Source organism: Novosphingobium sp. BL-52-GroH (assembly GCF_044813085.1).
In the GTDB taxonomy this organism is placed as follows: domain Bacteria; phylum Pseudomonadota; class Alphaproteobacteria; order Sphingomonadales; family Sphingomonadaceae; genus Novosphingobium.
Genome location: NZ_CP171152.1, coordinates 3,075,690 through 3,095,160 on the forward strand (window position 1 = coordinate 3,075,690; position 19,471 = coordinate 3,095,160).

15 protein-coding genes are annotated in these 19,471 nt (G+C 67.2%); 14 read left to right on the forward strand and 1 reads right to left on the reverse strand.

From position 1 onward, the window contains the following. Positions 1–230 precede the first annotated feature (230 nt). The 3 genes from ACFFDA_RS27480 (at position 231) to ACFFDA_RS27490 (ending at position 5,614) form a co-directional block, all read left to right on the forward strand. Positions 231–1,367, forward strand: coding sequence for a thiolase family protein (locus ACFFDA_RS27480; RefSeq protein WP_404480418.1), 1,137 nt, complete (start codon positions 231–233; stop codon positions 1,365–1,367). Further along, the gene (locus ACFFDA_RS27485) at positions 1,364–3,688 is read left to right on the forward strand and encodes a 3-hydroxyacyl-CoA dehydrogenase/enoyl-CoA hydratase family protein (RefSeq protein ID WP_404480419.1); all 2,325 of its coding nucleotides are present in this window, start codon (positions 1,364–1,366) and stop codon (positions 3,686–3,688) included. Before ACFFDA_RS27480 ends, ACFFDA_RS27485 begins: the two co-directional genes overlap by 4 nt. Positions 3,689–3,823: 135 nt before the next feature. Continuing rightward, positions 3,824–5,614, forward strand: a complete 1,791-nt coding sequence (locus tag ACFFDA_RS27490; protein ID WP_404480420.1) for an acyl-CoA dehydrogenase C-terminal domain-containing protein — start codon at positions 3,824–3,826, stop codon at positions 5,612–5,614. A 99-nt stretch (positions 5,615–5,713) separates the two neighbouring features. Here ACFFDA_RS27490 and ACFFDA_RS27495 read toward each other — a convergent pair whose 3' ends face one another. Next, positions 5,714–6,766 (reverse strand): Leu/Phe/Val dehydrogenase, encoded by a 1,053-nt coding sequence (locus tag ACFFDA_RS27495; RefSeq protein WP_404480421.1) that lies wholly within the window; start codon positions 6,764–6,766, stop codon positions 5,714–5,716. Positions 6,767–6,898: 132 nt separating this feature from the next. On the opposite strand from ACFFDA_RS27495, the gene ACFFDA_RS27500 reads away from it, so the two are divergent. From ACFFDA_RS27500 to ACFFDA_RS27550, 11 genes are all read left to right on the forward strand, one after another. Next, a complete protein-coding gene (locus tag ACFFDA_RS27500; protein WP_404480422.1) occupies positions 6,899–7,360 on the forward strand; it encodes an Lrp/AsnC family transcriptional regulator in 462 nt (153 codons plus the stop codon). A 93-nt stretch (positions 7,361–7,453) separates the two neighbouring features. After that, positions 7,454–8,743: an MFS transporter gene (locus tag ACFFDA_RS27505; RefSeq protein ID WP_404480423.1), complete on the forward strand. Its 1,290-nt coding sequence runs from the start codon at positions 7,454–7,456 to the stop codon at positions 8,741–8,743. A 235-nt stretch (positions 8,744–8,978) separates the two neighbouring features. Then, the gene (paoA, locus tag ACFFDA_RS27510) at positions 8,979–9,626 is read left to right on the forward strand and encodes an aldehyde dehydrogenase iron-sulfur subunit PaoA (protein ID WP_404480424.1); all 648 of its coding nucleotides are present in this window, start codon (positions 8,979–8,981) and stop codon (positions 9,624–9,626) included. Beyond that, positions 9,623–10,573, forward strand: coding sequence for an FAD binding domain-containing protein (locus ACFFDA_RS27515; RefSeq protein WP_404480425.1), 951 nt, complete (start codon positions 9,623–9,625; stop codon positions 10,571–10,573). The genes paoA and ACFFDA_RS27515 overlap by 4 nt, the downstream gene beginning before the upstream one ends. Before the next feature lie 10 nt (positions 10,574–10,583). Beyond that, complete coding sequence (gene paoC, locus ACFFDA_RS27520; RefSeq protein WP_404480426.1) at positions 10,584–12,779, forward strand: aldehyde oxidoreductase molybdenum-binding subunit PaoC; 2,196 nt, start codon at positions 10,584–10,586, stop codon at positions 12,777–12,779. A 104-nt stretch (positions 12,780–12,883) separates the two neighbouring features. Further along, positions 12,884–13,792 (forward strand): LysR substrate-binding domain-containing protein, encoded by a 909-nt coding sequence (locus ACFFDA_RS27525; protein ID WP_404480427.1) that lies wholly within the window; start codon positions 12,884–12,886, stop codon positions 13,790–13,792. 183 nt (positions 13,793–13,975) lie between these two features. Then, on the forward strand, positions 13,976–15,355 hold the full coding sequence (fumC, locus tag ACFFDA_RS27530) for a class II fumarate hydratase (protein ID WP_404480428.1): 1,380 nt from the start codon (positions 13,976–13,978) through the stop codon (positions 15,353–15,355). 183 nt (positions 15,356–15,538) lie between these two features. Further along, positions 15,539–15,727, forward strand: coding sequence for a hypothetical protein (locus tag ACFFDA_RS27535; protein ID WP_404480429.1), 189 nt, complete (start codon positions 15,539–15,541; stop codon positions 15,725–15,727). After that, positions 15,724–17,082 (forward strand): AtzE family amidohydrolase, encoded by a 1,359-nt coding sequence (locus tag ACFFDA_RS27540; RefSeq protein WP_404480430.1) that lies wholly within the window; start codon positions 15,724–15,726, stop codon positions 17,080–17,082. Before ACFFDA_RS27535 ends, ACFFDA_RS27540 begins: the two co-directional genes overlap by 4 nt. Before the next feature lie 92 nt (positions 17,083–17,174). Then, the gene (locus ACFFDA_RS27545) at positions 17,175–18,524 is read left to right on the forward strand and encodes an NCS2 family permease (RefSeq protein WP_404480431.1); all 1,350 of its coding nucleotides are present in this window, start codon (positions 17,175–17,177) and stop codon (positions 18,522–18,524) included. Next, positions 18,521–19,462: a 5'-methylthioadenosine/S-adenosylhomocysteine nucleosidase gene (locus ACFFDA_RS27550; protein ID WP_404480432.1), complete on the forward strand. Its 942-nt coding sequence runs from the start codon at positions 18,521–18,523 to the stop codon at positions 19,460–19,462. Before ACFFDA_RS27545 ends, ACFFDA_RS27550 begins: the two co-directional genes overlap by 4 nt. Positions 19,463–19,471 lie beyond the last annotated feature (9 nt).

Sequence of the window (19,471 nt, forward strand, 5' to 3'; positions counted from 1 at the left end):
GACCTCTTCCATCTCTCTACCCGCGTCCTCCTGAGCCTGATCGGGCGTCCCTTTTCTGAAGGTGACCGCCGATCCCAGGTGGGAACAAGAATCGGTCTAACCCAAAAATCACTTGACGTATAGGGAAAGATTCGCACCTTTAGGGCAAGACGTTCGCGAGAACGGGATCGTTACGGATTCGGCGCCTCAGCCCCAGAACGCTGAGCGCCGGTCCACCATGGAGAGAATGCATGCAAAGCGTCGTGATTGCGGGATATGCCCGCTCGCCGTTCCATTTGGCCAACAAGGGCGCCCTGGCCCGGGTCCGTCCCGACGATCTGGCGGCGCAGGTGATCCGCGGGCTCATCGGCAGGACCGGTGTGGATGCTGCCGACATCGAGGACGTGATCGTCGGCTGCGCCTTTCCCGAGGGCGAGCAGGGCCTCAACGTCGCGCGCATGATCGGCCTGCTGGCCGACCTGCCGATCTCGGTCGCGGGCATGACGGTGAACCGCTTCTGCGGCTCCTCGATGAGCGCCATCCACATCGCCGTGGGCCAGATCGCCATCGGTGCGGGTGAGGTCTTCGTCTGCGCCGGCATCGAATCGATGAGCCGGGTGCCGATGAGCGGCTTCAATCCGCTGCCCAACCCGGTCCTCGCCAAGACCAGCGCCGCCTACATGGGCATGGGCGAGACGGCCGAGAACGTCGCTACCAAGTACCAGATCCCCCGCGCCGAGCAGGAAGCGCTCGCCGTCGACAGCCAGAAGAAGGCCGCGGCCGCGCGCGATGCCGGCAAGCTGGTCGACGAGATCGTCCCTATCGAGACCAAGGGGGGCACGGTCAGCGAGGACGGCACCATCCGCGCCGACACCACCGTCGAGGCGCTCGCCGGGCTCAAGCCCGCGTTCGACGCCAATGGCTCGGTCACCGCCGGCACATCCTCGCCGCTGACCGACGGGGCAAGCGCCGTGCTTGTCACCACCGAGGACTATGCGCGCGCGCATAACCTGCCGATCCTTGCCCGCATCAAGTCGGTCGCCGTCTCCGGCTGCGCGCCCGAGACCATGGGCCTAGGGCCGATCCTCTCCAGCCAGAAGGCGATGGAGCGCGCCGGGATCACTGCCGCCGACCTCGACGTGGTGGAATTGAACGAGGCCTTCGCCAGCCAGGCGCTCGCCTGCATCAAGGACCTTGGCCTCGACCGGGCGAAGGTGAACATCGACGGCGGCGCCATCGCCATCGGCCATCCGCTCGGCGCCACGGGCGCGCGCATCGTCGGCAAGGCGGCTTCGCTGCTCAAGCGCGAGGGCGGCAAATACGCGCTCGCCAGCCAGTGCATCGGCGGCGGGCAGGGCATCGCCACCGTCCTAGAGGCGGTGGAATGAGCGATACGATCAAGAAAGTCTGCGTCATCGGGGCGGGCACCATGGGCGCCGGGATCGCGGCGCAAGTCGCCAATGCCGGGGTCCCGGTGCTGCTGCTGGACATCGTTCCCAAGGACGCAGCTAACCGCAACGCCATTGCCGAGGGCGCGGTGGCGAAGATGCTCAAGACCGAGCCCGCACCCTTCATGAGCAAGGCGGCTGCCAAGCTGGTCGAGACTGGCAACATCGAGGATCACCTCGGCAGGATCGCCGAGTGCGACTGGGTGATCGAGGCGGTCATCGAACGCCTCGACATCAAGCAGGGCCTTTATGCGAAGATCGAGGCAGTGAAGCGCGAAGGCACGGCGGTGTCCTCCAACACCTCGACGATTCCGCTCGGCCAGCTGGTCGAGGGGCGTTCGGACGCGTTCGCCCGCGATTTCCTCATCACTCACTTCTTCAACCCGCCGCGCTACATGCGGCTGCTGGAGATCGTCACCGGCCCCGCAACCGACGCTGCCGTTGCCGCCAAGGTCGAGCAGTTCGCCGACGTCGCCATGGGCAAGACCGTGGTGCGGGCCAACGATACCCCCGGTTTCATAGCCAATCGCATCGGCACCTACTGGATCCAGCTCGGCCTCAATGCCGCGTTCGACATGGGCCTGACCGTCGAACTGGCCGACGCGATTGCGGGCAAGCCGATGGGCGTGCCCAAGACCGGCATCTTCGGCCTCGTCGACCTCGTCGGCATCGATCTCATGCCGCACCTGCAGGCGAGCCTGACGTCCACGCTGCCCAAGGACGATGCCTACCACGCCATCGCCCGGACCCATCCCCTGATCGAGAAGATGATCGGCGAGGGTTATACCGGCCGCAAGGGGAAGGGCGGCTTCTACCGCCTCAACAAGGAGATGGGCCGCCGCAAGGAGACCATCGACCTCGCCACCGGCGAATATCGCGAGAGCATCCGCGCCTTCGGTCCCTCAGGTGCCGCTGGCAAGGGCGACCTGCGCGCGCTGGTCGAAGCCAAGGGCGCCATCGGCGAATACGCCTGGGCCGTACTCGGAGGGACGCTGACTTATGCGGCCGGCCTCGTACCCTCGGCGGCCGGCGACGTGGTGGCCATCGATGACGCGATGAAGCTGGGCTACAACTGGAAGGCCGGCCCGTTCGAGATGATCGACAAGCTGGGCGCCGGCTGGCTCGCCGCGCGCCTCGAAGCCGAAGGCAGGCCGGTGCCGGGAATCCTCAAGACGGCGGGCGACCGAACCTTCTACCGGATCGAAAACGGCAAGCGCCAGTTCCTCGGCCTCGACGGCGAATACCGCGACGTGGTGCGCCCCGAGGGCGTGTTGCGGCTCGAGGACATCAAGCTCGCGTCCAAGCCGCTGCTGAAAAACGGTTCCGCCGCGCTGTGGGACGTGGGCGACGGCGTTGTCGCGCTTGAATTCACCGGCAAGATGAACGCGCTCGACGGCGACGTCATGAAGCTGGTCGTCGAGGCGATCGGCCTGGTGAAGGCCAAATACAAGGCGCTCGTCGTCTACAACGATGCCGACAGCTTCTCGGCCGGCGCGAACCTGGGCCTCGCGCTCTTCGCGGTGAACATCGCCGCTTGGGGGGAGATCGAGAAGCTCGTCGCAGGCGGGCAGATGGCTTACAAGGGCCTCAAGTACGCACCGTTCCCGGTGGTGGGCGCACCGGCCGGCCTTGCGGTCGGGGGCGGGTGCGAGATCCTGCTCCATTGCGATGCGATCCAGGCCCATGCCGAGCTTTACATGGGCCTCGTCGAATGCGGCGTCGGGCTGGTCCCGGGCTGGGGCGGCAATGGCGAGATGCTCGATCGCTGGCAGAAGAACAGGTTCCTGCCCAAGGGCCCGATGCCGGCCGTCGCCAAAGTCTTCGAGACGGTCTCCACCGCTTCGGTCTCGCGTTCGGCGGCGCAGGCGAAGGAAATGCTGTTCCTGCGCGAGGACGATGCCATCACCATGAACCGCGACCGGCTGCTCTACGATGCCAAGCGCAAGGCCCTCTCGCTTGTCGAAGGCTACGCCCCGCCCGAGGCCCCGCACTTCCGCCTGCCCGGCGAAAGCGGCCGCACCGCGCTGGGCATGGCGGCCGAGGGCTTCCACAAGCAGGGCAAGGCGACCGACTACGACATGGTGGTCTCCGATGCGCTGGCCGGCGTGCTCTCGGGCGGCGAGGCAGACCTCGTCGACGTGGTGAGCGAGCAGGAACTGCTCAAGCTGGAGCGCGAGGCCTTCATGCGACTGGTGCGCGAGCCCCGCTCGATCGCCCGGGTAGAGCACATGCTCGAAACCGGCAAGCCGCTGCGGAATTGATGAAACGGGTTGGGTAAAGGACGCTGGCCTTGCCCAACTCTCCACCGTCACCCTGAAACAGGCTCAGGATGATGGTGGGTTTAACGCAAGGTTCGGGGTGGCAAAGCCCATGACCGAACGCGCGAGGAGAGTGACATGCAAGTATACGAAGCGCCCTTGCGCGACATGCGGTTCGTGATCCACGAACTTCACCAGAACGACGGCTTCGGCCAGATCGATGCCCTCTCCGAGTTCACCCCCGACCTCGTCGATGCGGTGCTCGAGGAAGCCGCAAAGGTCGCGACCGAAGTGTTGCTGCCTCTCAACCGCTCGGGAGACATCGAGGGCTGCGTGCTGGAAAACGGCGTGGTCCGTACGCCCAAGGGCTTCCAGGAAGCCTATGCGATGTTCCGAGACGGCGGCTGGTGCGCGCTGGCCTCGGACCCGGAATGGGGCGGGCAGGGCCTGCCCGAAACGGTCAACAAGATGACCGAGGAGATGATCTGCTCGGCCAACCTGTCGTTCAGCCTCTACCCCGGCCTCACCCACGGCGCGACAACCGCGATCGAGGGCTACGCCAGCGACGCGCTCAAGCAGGCCTATCTTCCCAAGATGGTCTCTGGCGAGTGGTCGGGGACGATGTGCCTTACCGAACCGCATTGCGGCACCGACCTCGGCATGCTGCGCACCAAGGCCGTCCCGCAGGGTGACGACAGCTACAAGCTCACCGGCTCGAAGATCTTCATCTCGGCCGGCGAGCACGACCTGACCGAGAACATCGTCCACCTCGTCCTCGCCCGCCTGCCCGACGCGCCCGAGGGGGTGAAGGGCATCAGCCTGTTCCTCGTGCCCAAGTACCTCCCCAAGGACGACGGCACGCCCGGCCCGTCCAACGGAGTGTCGGTGGCGGCGATCGAGCACAAGATGGGGCTCAAGGCCTCCGCGACCTGCCAGCTCAACTTCGACGATTCGACCGGCTGGCTCGTCGGCAAGCCCAACAAGGGCATGGAGGCGATGTTCACGATGATGAACACCGAGCGCGTCTCGGTGGGCGTTCAGGGCCTCGGCGTCGGCGAGGCGGCCTATCAGTCGGCGGTGTGGTACGCGAAGGATCGCCTGCAGGGCCGCTCGCTCTCGGGGGTGAAGAACCCCTCCGGCCCCGCCGACCCGATCATCGTCCATCCCGACGTGCGCCGCATGCTGATGACGATGCGCGCCTACAACGAAGGGTGCCGCGCGCTCGGCGGCTGGGTCAGCCGCGCGCTCGATGCCGAGCGCTATTCGACCGACCCCGAGGTCAGGCAGCGCGCCGCCGATTTCATCGCGCTGATGACCCCGGTGGTGAAGGCGCTGTTCACCGACCTCGGATACGAGAACGCCAACCTCGCGGTGCAGGTCTACGGCGGCCACGGCTACATCGCCGAGAGCGGGGTCGAGCAGTACGTGCGCGATGGCCGCATCGCGATGATCTACGAGGGCACCAATGGCATCCAGGCGCTCGACCTCGTCGGCCGCAAGCTTCCGGCGCACATGGGTCGCAACTTGCGCAGCTTCTTCCACCCGGTCTCGCAGTTCATCGAGGCCAACAAGACGGACGAGCAGTTCAAGCCGATGATCGAGGCGCTGGAGAAGGCTTTCGGCGCGCTCCAGCTTTCGACCGCGACGATCGCCCAGAAGGGCATGAAGGACCCTGAGGAAGCCGGGGCTGCGGCGACCGATTACCTGCGCCTGACCGGGCTGGTGGCGATGGCCTTCTGCTTTGCGCAAGCTTCGCTGGTGGCGCGCGATGCCCTGGCGCGGGGCGCCGAGGAAGCGGCCTTCTACAAGGCCAAGCTGACGACTGCGCAGTTCTACTTCGACCGCATCCTGCCGCAGGCGACCACTGCGTTCCTGGCCATCAAGGCGGGTAAGACCTCGATGATGGCGCTGGACGAAGCGGCCTTCTGATCGCTCGCCTAGTCCCGGATCAGGTCCGGGACTGGGCGAGCGTGGTCCACTTTTTCCGCTCTTCCATCGCATCCGGACGGAAGGGGCAGGGTCGCGCTTTCAGGCGGGCAAGGATTCCCGTCGCATCATCAGCCTCTCGGCCATGCGGTCCGCGACCAGCGAAGGGGCCAGTCCTCCCCTGCGTGCGACTTCGAGAATTTCGCGCGTGCGCGGGCCGATTTCCAACACTCGCCCGCGCACCTGGTCGGCGCTTTCGCCGAGATACTCGGCCGCGACGTTGATGATGCCGCCCGCGTTGACGACGTAGTCCGGCGCATAGTCGATCCCGCGCGCCGTCAGCGCCTGGGCCATGCACGGCGACGCGAGTTGGTTGTTCGCGGCTCCGCATACGATGCGGGCCTGGAGCGTGGCGACGGTCGCCTCGTCAAGGGCGCCGCCGAGCGCGCAGGGCGCGAAGACTTGCGCGTCGATGCCAGCGATCGCATCGGTCGCGACGATGTGCGCGCCGGTTTCCCCGGCGAGCCGGGCGCAGCGCAGGGGATCGATGTCGGCGATGACGAGCCGCGCCCCCGCGCCTGCCGCGAGCCGGGCCAGTTCCGCACCGACATTGCCGACGCCCAGCACCGCGACGGTAAGGCCCGACAGCGTGCCGCCGTAGCGCAGTTCCACCGCCTGTTTCATCGCCTCGAACACGCCCAAGGCCGTCCACGGCGAGGGATCTCCGCCGGCGAGGCCCGGCATCGCGGTGCGACCGGCGACATGACGGGTCTGGCGGGCCACGCATTCCATGTCGGCAATACCGGTGCCCACGTCCTCGGCGGTGACGTAGCGGCCGTCCAGCCTGGCGACGGCGCGGCCGAACGCCTCGAACAGGGCGCGACGGTCGAAATCGCCAGCGGGGCGGCGCAGGACGGCCTTGCCGCCGCCGAAGGGCAGGCGGGCCATGGCGTTCTTGTAGCTCATGCCCTCGGCGAGGCGGAAGGCGTCGGCCATGGCCTCGCCCGCATCGGCGTAGGACCACAAGCGACAACCGCCCGCGGCCGGTCCACGCTCCGTCGAGTGGATCGCGATGACCCCGTCGAGACCGGCACTCTCGTCGAGCAGGCGGACATATTCCATCGGCGGCATCATGCGGCGGGTCTGGGCAACCATGGCGGGTTCCTGAGTGAGCTTTGACAAGGCCCGCATTGTCGCATCGTCGCTCGGGACATTCTGACCTCGTTTCGAGACCGGAACGGAATTTACCGCACGACCGAACCCCGAATGGCATGATATCAGGTGAAAATGACCGAGCTTGATCCATACGAGAGAAAAATTCTCCGCGAACTGCAGCGCGACGCGAATCAGACAACGGCGCAGATCGCCGAGCGGGTCGGGCTGTCCTCCTCGCCGTGTTGGCGGCGGATCGACCGGCTGGAGCGCGAAGGCGTCATCCAGCGCCGCGTCGCCATCGTCGACCGGCACAAGGTGGGCCTGAACGCGCATGTCTTCGCGCAAGTGAAGCTCAACGCCCACGGCCGCGCCAACCTCGACGAGTTCGCCGCCAAGATCCGCGAGTTCCCCGAGGTGCTCGACTGCTACGTGCTGCTGGGCTCGGTGGACTTCATGATCCGCGTCGTGGCGGAAGACATCAGCGCCTACGAGAGGTTCTTCTTCGAGAAGCTGTCGCAGCTGCCCGGGGTGCAGGAAATCACGTCCACCGTGGCGCTTTCCGAGATCAAGGCGACCACTGCCCTGCCGATTTGAGGGGGCGGTTGTTATGAGCCTGCGCTTCGCCCATACAAAACCGTCGTCGTCCCGGACCTGATCCGGGACGACGCAGCCAACCGGGGGAAACCGATGTCCGACAGTCTCACCGTTCCCCTCACCGACGCCATGCGCCTGCGCGCCATCGTCGCGGGGTCGGCGGGCAATCTCATCGAATGGTACGACTTCTACGTCTACGCCTTCACCGCGCTCTACTTCTCGTCCGAGTTCTTCCCCAAGAGCGATCCGCTGGTGCAGATCATGGCGACCAGCGGCATCTTCGCGGTGGGTTTCCTGATGCGTCCGTTCGGCGGCTGGTATTTCGGCCGCTACGCCGATCGCAAGGGACGGCAGGCGGCGATGGTGGTCTCGGTCCTGATGATGGGGGCGGGCGCGCTGCTCATCGCGGTGTTGCCGACGTATGCCCGGATCGGCGCGGCGGCACCGGCGCTGCTGCTGGTCGGGCGAATGCTGCAGGGGTTCTCGACCGGCGGCCAGTATGGCACCGCCGCCACCTATCTCAGCGAGATCGCCGGGCCGAAGCGGCGCGGTTTCTGGTCCTCTTTCCAGTACGTCACGCTGATCGGCGGGCAGTTGACCGCGACGCTGGTGATCCTGGTGCTCCAGCAGGTCTTCGGCGAGGCCGGGATGAAGGAGTGGGGCTGGCGCATCGCCTTCGCCATCGGCGCGGTGGCGGCCGGAGCGATCATCCTGCTGCGCGACCACATGCACGAGACCGCCAGCGCCGCCGATCGTCAGGGCGGCCATGCCGGCAGCCTCGTCGAGCTGTTCCGCCATTCGACCCGCGCCTTCCTGATCGTCGCCGCGCTGACGGCGGGAGGCAGCTTGATGTTCTATTCGTTCACCACCTACATGCAGAAGTTCCTGGTGCTGACCGTGGGCATGAGCAAGGAGACGGCCACGCTGCTGATGACGGTGGTGCTGATCGTGTTCATGGTCCAGCAGCCGCTGATGGGCCTGTTGTCCGACCGCATCGGCCGGCGCACCAACATGATCGTCTTCGCCGGGCTGGGGGCAGTGTGCACGCCGTTCCTGTTCGGCGCGCTCGCCACTGCGCAGAGCCCGGTTTCGGCGTTCTTGCTGATCGCGGCGGGGCTGACGATCTGCAGTTTCTACACCGCGGTAAGCGGCTTGTTCAAGGCGGAGCTGTTCCCGGTGCACGTCCGCGCGCTGGGTGTGGGGCTGGCCTATGGGCTGGCCAATGCACTGTTCGGCGGTACGGCCGAAAACGTCGCGCTGGCTTTCAAGCAGGCGGGGGTGGAGCACGGCTTCTACTGGTACGTCTCGGCATTCTGCGTGGTGTCGCTGATCGCCGCCCTGATGTTGCCGGACACCCGCCGGGACAATCCGCTCGATCGCTAGGGTCGCCAGGGTCGAGCCAAGGCTCATCGCTCGGGGTGGACTACTATATCTGATGATGCATAGAACTCCACGCCATGTTGAATGCTGTTCAACGCGGCGTGCAACATCGGCGCCATGGCTTTATGCAACCGACGCGCGCAAAACGGGTTAATGGGCACATAGGGCGCGCTTTGGGCAAGCAGGGCGCGACGGGTCTGGCATTTGCCGCGTCCGGTCCCGATAAAGGAACTTCACCATGACGGAAGGATGCGGAGCGATCTCCCGGCGCGACGTTCTCAAGACCAGTGCGGCCGGCGCCGCACTCGCAGGTTCCATCGGCCCCGGCGGCGTCGCCCTGGCCCGTGCGGAGGCTTCGGCACCGCCGCGCGCTGCGGTGCGCATGAAGGTAAACGGCAGGCAGGTCAGTGTCGATCTCGACACCCGCACCACCTTGCTCGACGCCTTGCGCGAACATCTCAAGCTCACCGGCACGAAGAAGGGCTGCGACCACGGCCAGTGCGGCGCCTGTACGGTGATCGTCGATGGCCGGAGGATCAACTCGTGTCTCACTCTCGCGGTCATGCACGAGGGCGACGAGGTGACCACCATCGAGGGCCTCGGGACCCCCGAGAAGCTGCACCCGATGCAGGCCGCCTTCGTCGAGCACGACGGCTACCAGTGCGGCTACTGCACTCCCGGGCAGATCTGCTCGGCGGTGGCCGTGCTCGAAGAAATCCGCGCCGGCATCCCCAGCCACGTCACCGGCGACATCGCCGAGGGCCCGGCGATGACCGTCACCGAAATGCGCGAACGCATGAGCGGCAACATCTGCCGCTGCGGCGCCTACTCGAACATCGCCGAAGCCATGGCGCAAGTCGCCGGCGTGAAGGGAGACGCCGCATGAGGCCCTTCACTTACGAACGCGCCACCAGCGCGCAGGACGCCGCCGCCAAGGCCGCCTCCACCCCCGGCGCGCGCTTCATCGCGGGCGGCACCAACCTGCTCGACCTGATGAAGCTGGAGATCGAGACGCCCTCGCACCTGATCGACGTCAATGGCCTGGGCATGGACAAGATCGAGCCGATAGACGGTGGCGGCCTGCGCATCGGCGCACTGGTCCGCAACACCGACCTCGCAGCCGACAAGCGCATCCGCAGCGACTACGGCGTGCTGACCCGCGCGCTCGTCGCGGGCGCCTCGGGCCAGTTGCGCAACAAGGCGACGACGGCGGGCAACCTGCTCCAGCGCACCCGCTGCCCCTATTTCTACGACGTCAACATGCCTTGCAACAAGCGCAAGCCCGGCTCGGGCTGCGCGGCGATCGGGGGCTTCTCGCGCCCGCTCGGCGTCGTCGGCACCAGTGATGCCTGCATCGCCACCCATCCCAGCGACATGGCCGTCGCGATGCGCGTGCTCGACGCCTCGGTGGAGACGATCCGTCCCGATGGCACCACCCGTGCGATCCCCATCGCCGAGTTCCACAAGCTGCCGGGCGATACGCCGCACGTCGAGACCGCGCTGGAGACGGGCGAGATGATAATCTCGGTCGCCCTGCCCAAGCCGCGTGGCGGCACCCACATCTACCGCAAGGTCCGCGACCGTGCGTCCTATGCCTTCGCTCTGGTCGCGGTCGCGGCGGTGATCGGGCGCGACGGCAAGGGCGCGGTGGCGCTGGGCGGCGTCGCCCCCAAGCCCTGGCGCGACGCGGAAGCCGATGCCCTGCTGCCCAAGGGCGCCGGTCCGGTAGCCGACCGCCTCTTCGCCGACGCCACCCCGCGCGAGGACAACGCGTTCAAGATCATGCTGGCCAGGCGTACGATCGCCGCGGTCATCGCTGAGGCCAGGGGCTGAGGAACGACCGATGAAGTTCGACCAACCCGCAGGAACCAACCCGATCGATCGGATGACCGTGGTCGGCAAGGCCACGCCGCGCATCGACGGCCCGCTCAAGGTCAGCGGCCAGGCGCCTTATGCCTACGAGCACCAGGACGTGCCGGGCAAGATGGCCTATGGCTACATCCTCGGCGCGGGCGTGGCCAAGGGCGCGATCCGCTCGATCGACACTGCGCGGGCCGAACGCGCGGCGGGCGTGCTGGCGGTCGTCACCCACCGCAACGCCGGCAAGCTCGGCAAGGGTCGGATGAACACCGCCAAGCTCCTCGCGGGGCCCGAAGTGCAGCACTACCACCAGGCCGTCGCGGTCGTCGTCGCCGACACGTTCGAGCAGGCCCGCGCGGCCGCCGCGATGATCGACGTCGACTATGCGCGTGACGGCGGCGCCTTCGACCTCGCCGTCGCCAGGACCGATGCGAAGGAGCAGGGTGGGGGCGATGCGCCCAGCGCCGTCGGCGATTTCGAAGGGGCCTTCGCCTCAGCGGCGGTCCAGCTCGACCAGAACTACACCACGCCGGACCAGAGCCATGCGATGATGGAGCCGATGGCGACCATCGCTGCCTGGGAAGGCGACAAGCTGACCGTCTGGACCGCCAACCAGATGATAAACTGGAGCCTCAAGGACCTTGCCGCGACGCTCCAGGTCCCGGTCGGGAACATCCGGCTGATCTCGCCCTACATCGGCGGCGGCTTCGGCGGTAAGCTGTTCCTTCGCTCGGATGCGCTCATGGCCTCCCTGGGCGCGCGCGCGGCGAAGCGGCCGGTCAAAGTGGCGCTGCAACGGCCGCTGATGGCCAACAACACGACGCACCGTCCGGCCACCATCCAGCGCATCCGCCTGGGTGCGGGCAGGGACGGAAAGATCACCGCGATCGGCCACGAAAGCTGGTCGGGCGATCTCGAAGGCGGTGGGCTGGAAGTGGCGACGCAGCAGACCAAGCTGCTCTATGCCGGCGCCAACCGCATGACTGCGATGCGCCTCGCCGTGCTCGACCTGCCCGAAGGCAACGCCATGCGTGCGCCGGGCGAGACGCCGGGCCTCATGGCGCTGGAGATCGCGGTCGACGAACTGGCTGAGAAGCTGGGGATGGACCCGGTGGCCCTGCGTGTCCTCAACGATACCCAGGTCGATCCCGAGAAGCCCGAGCGCCCATTCTCGCAGCGCAATCTCGTGCGCTGCCTCCAGGATGGTGCCGAGCGCTTCGGCTGGAGCCGCCGCAAGGCTCCCGGCAAGGTGCGCGATGGCCGCTGGCTGGTCGGCATGGGCGTGGCCGCGGCGTTCCGCAACAACCTCAACATGAAGTCGGGCGCGCGGGTGAGGCTCAGTTCCTCGGGGGAAGTCACCGTCGAGACCGACATGACCGACATCGGCACCGGTACCTACACCATCATCGCCCAGACCGCGGCCGAGATGATGGGCGTGCCGCTGGCCAAGGTGAAGGTCTCGCTGGGCGACAGCTCGTTCCCGGTCTCGGCGGGCTCGGGCGGCCAGTGGGGCGCCAACAGCTCCACCGCGGGCGTCTACGCTGCTTGCGTCAAGCTGCGCGAGGCGGTGGTGGCGAAGCTTGGCTTCGGTCCGGGCGAGGCTGTGTTCGAGAACGGCGAGGTCCACGTCGGCAACCGCTCGGCCGACATCGCCAGCGCGGCCAAGGGGGGCGAGATCGTCGCCGAGGACACGATCGAATTCGGCGATCTCGACAAGAAGTACCAGCAGTCGACCTTCGGTGCGCACTTCGTCGAAGTGGCGGTCGACCGCTACACCGGCGAGGCACGCGTGCGCCGCATGCTCGCGGTGTGCGCGGCGGGTCGCATCCTCAATCCCACGGCGGCGCGCAGCCAGGTGATCGGCGCGATGACGATGGGCGTGGGCGGGGCGCTGATGGAGGAACTCGCGGTCGACAAGCGCTTCGGCTTCTTCGTCAACCACGACCTCGCCGGCTACGAAGTGCCCGTCCATGCCGACATCCCGCATCAGGAGGTGATCTTCATCGACGAAGCCGACGACAAGGTCTCGCCGATGAAGGCCAAGGGCGTGGGCGAACTGGGCCTGTGCGGCGTTGGAGCGGCGGTGGCCAACGCGATCTATAACGCCACTGGCGTGCGCGTGCGCGACTATCCGATCACTTTGGACAAGTATCTGGACCGCCTAGGCGAAGTGGTGTGAATCCGCATCTCGTCGTCCCGGATCACGGCCGGGATGACGAACCCTTGGCAAGCTGCGGGAACACGCTCTAGGACCATCGCTTCCTCCAAGCGGATAACCCCGACATGCCGTTCAGGCGCTCCGACCTTGCCGACCTCAGCTATTTTCTCGCGATTGCCCGCCACCGCAACTTCCGCAAGGCGGCGACCGATCTGGGCGTCAGTGCCTCGGCGCTCAGCCATTCGCTGCGGGGGCTGGAGGAACGGCTGAAGGTACGCCTCGTCAACCGCACCAACCGCTCGGTCACACTGACGGCGGCGGGCGAGGACCTGCACGAGGCGATCCGAGATCCCTTCGCCGCCATCCACGACGCGGAAGACCGGCTCAATCTCCACCGCGACGCTCCCACCGGCCGGGTGCGCATCAACGTGCCCGACGATGCCGCGACCCAGTTGCTGGCTCCGGTCCTTCCCGAGTTCACGGCACGCTACCCCGATGTCGAACTCGACATTTGCGTCAACAACGCGATGGTCGACGTCACGGGGGAGGGCTTCGACGCCGGAATCCGCTTCGGCGGCACCGTGCCCGAGGACATGATTACGCAGCGCCTCTCGGCCGACTTCCACTGGGTCGTCGCCGGGTCGCCGGCCTATTTCGAACGCTGCGGCGAGCCCGCCCACCCCGACGACCTGATGCGCCACCAGTGCATCCGCATCCGCCTCGGTAACGACCGCATCTACAAATGGGAGTTCGAGCGCGGCGAGGAGACCTGCGTGCTCGACGTGCCGGGCGGGGTGACGGTCAACAACGGCAGCGCCAGCCGTGCCATGGCGCTGCGCGGCCTCGGGCTCATCTACATCGCGCGCGAATGCATCGGCGACCTCGTCGACCGGGGCGCCCTGCGCGTGGCGCTGCCGGACTGGGCCTCGGCGGGGCCGGGCTACTTCATCTACTATTCGAGCCGCCGGCAGGTCCCGCGCGGCTTGCGCCTGTTGGTCGAACTGATCCGCGAACTGCGCCCGTTGGGGCTGTAGGAGAGGGGGCGAGCGGACTCGCACTCGCTTGCTCAAACCTGCGTTTGCCCCTCTCGTCACCCCGAATGGAGGTGAGCGGCCGGTCCAGTGCGCCTCAAAAATATGCAACTAATTCGCAATAGCGTTTGATTTCAGCGCCGCCAACCTTATCTACCGGCAACGCCCCCAAGGAGACCAGCCCGCATGGATACCCGCAGCGAGACCGACAGCATCGGCGCAATCGATGTTCCCACCGCCGCCTACTGGGGTGCGCAGACCCAGCGCAGCATCGAGAACTTCCCCTTCGCCGCGTCCGAGCGAATGCCGATCGCGATCGTTCACGCCCTGGCGCTGGTCAAGCAGGCGGCGGCGCGAGTTAATCGCAAGCACGGACTCGACGCGAAACTGGCCGATGCCATCGAAACCGCGGCGGCGGAGATCGTCGCGGGTAGGCTCGACGACCAGTTCCCGCTGGTGATCTGGCAGACCGGCAGCGGCACCCAGACCAACATGAATCTCAACGAGGTAATCGCCGGCCGCGCCAACGAGATCCTTGCCGGCACGCGTGGCGGCAAGTCGCCGGTCCACCCCAATGACCACGTCAACATGGGCCAGTCCTCGAACGACAGCTTCCCGACCGCGCTGCATGTCGCTGCGGTGTCGCTTTTGAACGACAGGCTGATCCCGGCGATCGACCAGCTTTCCGGTTCGCTGGCCGTCAAGCGCGATGCCTGGCAGGACATCGTCAAGATCGGGCGCACCCATTTGCAGGACGCGACGCCAGTGACGCTCGGGCAGGAATTTTCCGGCTACGTCCAGCAGTTGCGCGACGCCTACCAGCGTGTCCGCGAAGCGGAGGGCTGGGTCCTGCGCCTCGCGCAGGGCGGCACCGCGGTGGGCACCGGGCTCAACGCGCCAGAAGGCTTTGCCGAAGCCGTTGCGGCTGAAATCGCCGCGCTTAGCGGACGGCCGTTCGTCACCGCGCCCAACAAGTTCGAAGCACTCGCATCGAACGACGCGCTGGTTCAGCTTTCCGGCACGCTCTCGACGCTTGCGGTGGCGCTCACCAAGATCGCCAACGACGTGCGCTTGCTGGGCTCCGGGCCGCGTTCGGGGCTGGGCGAACTCGACCTTCCGGCCAACGAGCCGGGCAGTTCCATCATGCCCGGCAAGGTCAACCCGACCCAGTGCGAGATGCTGACGATGGTCTCCGCGCAAGTCATCGGCAACCACCAGGCGGCCACTATCGGCGGCTTGCAGGGCGCGTTCGAGCTGAACGTGTTCAAGCCGCTGATCGGCGCGGCGGTGATCCGATCGATCGATCTGCTTTCGGTCGGCATGGTCAGCTTCGCCGAGCGCTGCATCGACGGCATCGAGCCGAACCGCGCCCGCATCGCCGACCTGCTCGACCGCTCGCTGATGCTGGTTACCGCGCTGGCGCCCGAGATCGGGTACGACAACGCCGCCAAGATCGCAAAGCACGCGCACGCGCAAGGCCAGACGCTCAAGCAGGCGGCGCTGGAACTGGGGCTGGTCGACGAGGCGACCTTCGACCGGGTGGTTCGGCCCGAAACGATGATCTGAAGCTGCATGGATGACGTCGTTTCCGGCTCCGGCCGGGTCGAGCCGGGTGCAACGCTTCTGCCGGTTATCGGCCCGGCGTTCCAATTTTTGCAACGATCCGTTCCGATCATTGCGTTTGATCGATAGGGGGCGTGCAGGCACTTAGGGCTATCTTTCCCTGCCGCGCCGACCGATCGTGAGACCATGGCCCAAATCCCCACTGAGGCGCCCGACGCCGCAGTTCCCCTGAGCGCCGAGGACATCGCCGCCGCTGCCGCTGCGCGCGGCCTGTCGATCCTGCCCGAATGCGAGACCGGCGTTGCCGCAAACCTTGCACTGTTGGCGCGCCATGCCCGTATCCTGCGGCAGGCGCCGAGCGAGACGCAGGCATGAGGAGCGTGCGCGAAATCGCCGAAGGCGTGCGTACCGGGCGGCTCAGCGCCCGCACCCTTGTCGAGGATTGCCTTTGCGCGCTGGTCGAGGCCGACCGTGATCTGGTCGCCGTCACGCGCCTGCTCCATGACCGGGCGCGGGCCGAGGCGGATGCGGTCGATGCCATGGTCGCCGCCGGGCGCGATCCCGGCCCGCTGGCAGGCGTGCCCTATGGCGTGAAGGATTTGTTCGACCTCGCAGGATTGCCCACCACCGCCGGCTCCTCGCTCTATGCCGATGCCGCCCCCGCGAGCCAGGACGCCGAGGCGGTCAAGCGGCTCGGGGCGGCGGGTGCGGTCGTGGTCGCTACGCTCAACATGGACGAGTTCGCCTATGGTTTCGCGACCATCAACGCGGCTTACGGCATTACCCGCAATCCCCACGACACGTCCCGTCTTGCCGGGGGCTCCTCGGGCGGTTCGGCGGCGGTGGTCGCGGCCGGACTGCTGCCTTTCGCGCTGGGATCGGACACTAACGGGTCGGTGCGGGTGCCCGCCAGCCTGACCGGGATCTACGGCCTCAAGCCCACCAACGGCGACCTGCCTCTGACCGGGGTATTCCCGTTCGCCAAGAGCTTCGACGACGTCGGCCCGTTCACGTGCTCGGTGGAGGACATGGCACTTGTGTGGGAAGTCCTATCCCGGCAGGACGCCGCCGCGCCCGGCCATTCCTTGCGCCTCGCCCGCCTCGGCGGCCGGTTCCGCGAGAACGCCGAGCCCGACCAGATCGCCGCGATCGACGCCATCGCACCAGACGCGCCGCTGGTCGAACTGCCCGAGATCGCCCGCGCCCGCTCGGCGGCCTTCCTCATCACTGCCTGCGAGGGCGGAGCGCTGCACCGGGAGGCTCTGGCGGCGGATGCCATGGCCTTCGACCCGCAAGTGCGCGACCGCCTGCTGGCCGGCGCCCTGCTGCCCGATGCGCTCTATGCGGAAGCGCAAGCCTTCCGTGCCGAATACCGCGCCCGGATCGAGGCGCTTGTGGCCGACTACGACGTGCTGCTCGCGCCTGCCACGCCCACCGTAGCGCCACTGGTGGAGGACCCGCGCATCCTGATCGACGGCGCCTTGTCGCCCGCGCGTGCGGACCTTGGGATTCATACCCAGCCGATCAGCTTCACCGGATTGCCGTCGCTGGCGGTTCCGCTCTACCGTCCGGGCAAGTTGCCGATCGGCTTGCAGTTGATCGGCGGGCCGGGGCGGGAGGCGGAGCTGTTCGCCTTCGCCGCGGCGCTGGAAGGTCAGGGGGTTACGGGCTTCACCGCGCCGCAGAATACCGTCGTTCCCGCATATGCGGGGACCGCTGGGTACTCTTGAGGGCGGGGCCGGATCACGTCCGGGACGAGGTATGAAATCGAGTGCGCCGCAGGGGGCGGTGGAAGGGGCATAGCGTGACGCAGACACAAAGCATGACGGAAGCACCCGAGGCCCCGCCCTCGGGCCCGCTCGACCGGTACTTCTCGCTCTCCGCGCGCGGCACCGATGCGCGCACCGAAGTGCTGGCGGGAATGACCACATTCCTGACGATGGCCTACATCGTGCTCGTCAACCCGGCGATCCTGGGCAGCGCGGGGATGCCGGTGGCCTCGGTGGCGGCGGCGACGTGCTTTGCGGCGGCCTTCGCCTCGATCCTGATGGGCTTCGTCGCCAACGTGCCGCTGGCGCTGGCGCCGGGGATGGGGCTCAACGCCTACTTCAGCTTCACGGTGGTGCAGCAGATGGGCGTGCCCTGGCCGGTGGCGCTGGGCTGTGTGTTCATCTCGGGCTGCGCCTTCCTGGTGCTGACGCTGACGGGTATCCGCCAGCTCATCGTCTCCTCGATCCCGCAGTACCTCTTCGCCGCCGTCGCCGGCGGCATCGGCCTGTTCATCGGCTTCATCGGTTTCAAGGACGCCGGCATCATCGTCGCCAACCCCGCGACGTTCGTGGCGCTGGGCGACCTCAAGGCCCCGGGCGCGGCGTTGGCGATCTTCGGCCTCTTGGTGATCGGCGCGCTGAGCGTGTGGAACGTGCGCGGCGCGATGCTGGTCGGCATCGTCGCGACCACGCTGGTCGGCTGGATCGCGGGCATGGTCTCGGTGAGCCCCGAGCCGTACTCGCTCGCCGCGCTGACCGGCACCGCTTTCCAGCTCGACCTTGGCGGCGTCTTCGGTCTTTCGGGCAAGCATGGCCTCGGACTGCTCGAAATCCTCTTCGTGTTTCTTTTCGTCGACCTGTTCGACAACATCGGCACGCTCGTCGCCGTCACCAAGCGGGCCGGGCTGATGGATGCTGCGGGCCGCATTCCGGGCCTCAACCGCATCCTCGTGACCGACGCGGTCGCCACCGTGGTCGGCTCGATGGCGGGCACCAGCACCGTTACCAGCTACGTCGAGAGCGCGGCGGGTGTTCAGGCGGGCGGTCGTACCGGCCTCACCGCGGTCGTCACCGGCCTGCTGTTCCTGGCGACGATGTTCGTGGCGCCTTACGCCCAGCTCATCCCGCTTGCCGCGACCGCGCCGGCGCTCATCATCGTCGGCGGGTTGATGCTGTTGCCGCTGACCGAGGTGGAGTGGGAGGACCCGCTTTCGGCGATCCCCGCCTTCCTGACCGTGGCGATGATCCCGCTGACATTCTCGATCGCCAACGGCCTCGCCTTCGGCATCACCGCTCACTGCGCGCTCAAGCTGGTGCGGGGCACGTTCGTCAAGAAGGACTGGTTCCTCCTGGTGCTGGCCGCGCTGTTCGTCGCCCGCTTCGTGTGGATGGGAGGAGCATGATGCGCCTCGCCATCGCTGCCGCGCTCGCTTTGACGGCCACCCCCGCGCTCGCCGACGAGCGGCTCGATGCCACTCCGCGCACCTTGGTGATGACCGCCTACCAGCCCGAATGGAACGCGCTCGTCCACGCCGTCACCGGCGGCAAGGAGTACCGCATCAACGGGATGACCTACCGCACCGGCACGCTGGAGGGGAAGCCGATCCTGCTGATGCAGAGCGGCGTCTCGATCGTGAACGCGGCGATGAACACGCAGCTGGTCATCGACAGGTTCGCAGTGAAGCGCATCGTCTTCTCGGGCATTGCCGGCGGCGTCGACCCCGACCTGTCGATCGGCGACGTCATCGTGCTGGAGGACTGGGGGCAGTACCTGGAAGTCAACTTCGCGCGCAAGGACGGCTACGGGGAAACGCCTGGCTGGAAGTCGCCCGAGCCGGTCGCGGCCGACGCCCCGGCCAACTGGAACTTCATCTTCCCGCGCGGGGTGAGCGTGGCCAATGCCGCGACACCGATGAAGCGCATCTTCAAATTCCCGATGGACCCGGCGCTGCTGGACCTCGCCCGCAAGGTCGCATCGACGGTGGCCATGGAACGCTGCGTCGCGCCATCGTCCACGCAGCTTCCCGGCAGCGAGCTGTGCCTGGGGAAGGCCCCCAAGGTCGTCGTGGGCGGCACCGGAGTCAGCGCGGGCGTCTATGCCGACAACGCCGAGTTCCGCGAATATCTCTACAAGGCCTGGGACGCCCGCGTGCTCGACATGGAGAGCGGCGCGGTGGCGCAAGTCGCCTATGCCAACCAGGTGCCGACGATCGTATTCCGCTCGCTTTCGGACCTTGCCGGCGGCAACAGGGACAAGAACATGGAGGACACCTACGAGCATCTCGCCGCGGTGAACTCCGCGCATGTGGTGCGCGCCTTCGTGGCCGCGCTGCCCGATTGAGGATACGGC